Source organism: Flavobacterium sp. (assembly GCF_035456085.1).
Taxonomy (GTDB): Bacteria; Bacteroidota; Bacteroidia; order Flavobacteriales; family Flavobacteriaceae; genus Flavobacterium.
Genome location: NZ_DATIDY010000104.1, coordinates 1 through 2,903 on the forward strand (window position 1 = coordinate 1; position 2,903 = coordinate 2,903).

General features: G+C 33.5%; 3 protein-coding genes. All 3 read left to right on the forward strand.

Annotated elements, in window-relative coordinates:
• Positions 1-925, forward strand: a 925-nt coding sequence (locus tag VLC96_RS07965; RefSeq protein ID WP_325261946.1) for a S16 family serine protease, incomplete at its 5' end; no start/stop codon positions are given.
• A 142-nt stretch (positions 926-1,067) separates the two neighbouring features.
• On the forward strand, positions 1,068-2,090 hold the full coding sequence (gene porQ, locus VLC96_RS07970) for a type IX secretion system protein PorQ (protein WP_325261948.1): 1,023 nt from the start codon (positions 1,068-1,070) through the stop codon (positions 2,088-2,090).
• 81 nt (positions 2,091-2,171) lie between these two features.
• Entirely contained in the window at positions 2,172-2,864 is a 693-nt protein-coding gene (gene cmk / locus VLC96_RS07975; protein ID WP_325261950.1) for a (d)CMP kinase, read from the forward strand.
• Positions 2,865-2,903 lie beyond the last annotated feature (39 nt).

Here is a 2,903-nt window from a genome sequence, read left to right on the forward strand (position 1 = left end):
TGCTATTCAACCAGCTTTGGTAGATCGTATGGAAGTGATAAAAATGTCTGGTTATACAATAGAAGAAAAAGTAGAAATTGCCAAAAGACATTTATTTTCTAAACAATTGGCTGCTCATGGTTTGAAACCTAAAGATTTGACAATTGGCAAAAAACAATTAGAAAAAATAATTGAAGGCTACACTCGTGAATCAGGTGTTCGTGGATTAGAAAATAAGATTGCTCAAATCGTTCGTAATGCCGCGAAATCTGTGGCAATGGAGGAGGAATACAATAAAAAAGTTACTGACGAAGATATTATAAAAGTTCTTGGAGTTCCTCGTTTAGAAAGAGATAAATATGAAAATAACGAAGTTGCTGGTGTTGTAACTGGTCTTGCCTGGACAAGTGTAGGTGGTGATATTTTATTTATTGAATCATTACTTTCACCAGGAAAAGGATCAATGACCATAACTGGGAATTTAGGAACAGTAATGAAGGAATCGGCAACAATTGCTTTAGAATACATAAAAGCAAACGCCGAATTATTAGGATTGAATCCAGAGGTTTTGAATAAATATAATATTCATTTGCACGTTCCAGAAGGAGCAACTCCAAAAGACGGACCAAGTGCCGGTATTGCGATGTTGACATCGTTAGTTTCTTTGCTTACTCAAAAAAGAGTGAAGAAAAATACCGCAATGACAGGAGAAATTACTTTGAGAGGAAAAGTATTGCCAGTTGGTGGTATCAAAGAAAAAATATTAGCTGCAAAAAGAGCCAATATCAAAGAAATTATTTTGTGTCATGAAAATAAAAGCGATATCGATGAAATTAAACCTGAGTATTTAGAAGGCTTAACTTTTCATTATGTAAAAGAAATGAGCGAAGTTTTAGATTTAGCTATAACTAAAGATAAAGTTAAAAACGCAAAAGATTTGAAATAAATCACAACAGCACAAAATTTAATTGAAAATTGAGCCCACAATTTAAACTGTGGGCTTTTATTTGAAAAAATAATCCGCGTTATTAGACGTTATTTTTTGTAAGTTTGGAACTTTAAATTCGAAATTTACTTTTATCCATTACATGTTCCAAAAACTTTTATTTTACATTTCATTCCTGTTTTGTTCTGTTTCCTACGGACAAATAGGAGGGAAGTACACTTATGAGTTTTTAAATTTAATTACCTCCCCAAGACAAGCCGCATTGGGAGGAAAAACAATTACTATCTATGATGAAGATGTAAATCAGGCGCTTTTTAATCCTGCTTCTATCAATGAAGAAATGAATAATCATTTGTCTCTAAATTATGGAAATTACTATCAGGAAGTAACCTATGGAACGGCTTCTTACGCCTATACTTACGATCAGCATATACAGACATTTCAAGCTGGGATTAATTATATCAATTACGGAAAATTTGATGGTTACGATGAAAATGGTACGCCAACTTCATCTTTTACTGGTAGCGAAATAGCACTTTCAGTGGGCTATGCTTATAATATTCCTTACACGGATATTCATTTGGGAGCCAATGCCAAACTTATCGAATCAACATTGGAAAGCTACAACTCATTTGGTGGTTCTATTGATTTAGGATTGGTTTATATTGATGAACCAAATGATATCAATTGGGCGGTAACATTGATGAATATTGGAACTCAATTTACAACTTACGACGGCAATAAAGAAAAGTTACCGTTTGAAATTATTGCTGGAGTTTCTCAAGAACTTGAACACGTACCAATTCGCTGGCACCTTACTATCGAAAATTTACAACAATGGGATTTGTCTTTTTCGAATCCTGTTAATTCCGAAACTTCGATTGATGGTACAGTTACTGAAGAAAAAGTCTCTTTTTTCAATAATGCGCTTCGGCATATGATTTTTGGTGCTGAACTTTTTCCAAAGAAAGCCTTTAATCTTAGATTTGGCTATAATTTTAGAAGAGGACATGAACTGCAAATTCAAGATCAAAGAAATTTTTCCGGACTTTCATTGGGTTTTGGGCTTAGACTGAATAAGTTAAAATTAAATTATTCTTATTCCAAATATACTCTAGCCGGAAATACCAGCTTGTTTGGGCTGGTTGTGAATTTTGGAGAATGATTTAGAGATACGAAATACGAGCTGAGAATTAAGAAATAAAGAAAGTGTGTACAAGCTTTTGACATTAAATTAAAATAAGACATGAAAAAAATAATCATAGCGATCGATGGATTTTCATCTACGGGGAAAAGTACATTGGCAAAACAATTGGCCAAACATTTAGGTTATGTATATGTAGATACTGGCGCTATGTATCGTGCTGTGGCTTTATATGCAATGCAAAATAATTACATAACAACCGATTTTTTTGATTCAGAAAAATTAATAAATAGTTTACCATCGATACGTTTACATTTTGTTTTTAATGCTGAATTAGGTTTTGCCGAAATGTATTTGAATGACGTAAATGTAGAGAAAGAAATCAGAACTTTGGAGGTTTCTGGTTTTGTGAGTACTGTTGCAGCAATTTCAGAAGTGCGTTCCAAATTAGTTGAACAGCAGCAAGAAATGGGGGCAGCAAAAGGAATTGTTATGGACGGAAGAGATATTGGAACAGTTGTTTTTCCGAATGCTGAATTAAAAGTGTTTATGACTGCCGGAGCAGATACCCGCGCCCAAAGACGTTTTGATGAATTACAAGCAAAAGGAGATAATGTATCTTTTGAAGAGGTTCTAAAAAATGTTGTAGAGAGAGATTATATTGATACTCACAGAGATGACTCTCCTTTAGTTATGGCAGAAGATGCTATTGAAGTGGATAATTCCTACTTAGACAGAAAGCAACAATTTGACGCTGTTTTGGAGTTGGCAAATGAGGTTATTAATACTTTGTAATTTTTTTGGTAATCTTATTTTAAATAGTAGATTTATGGT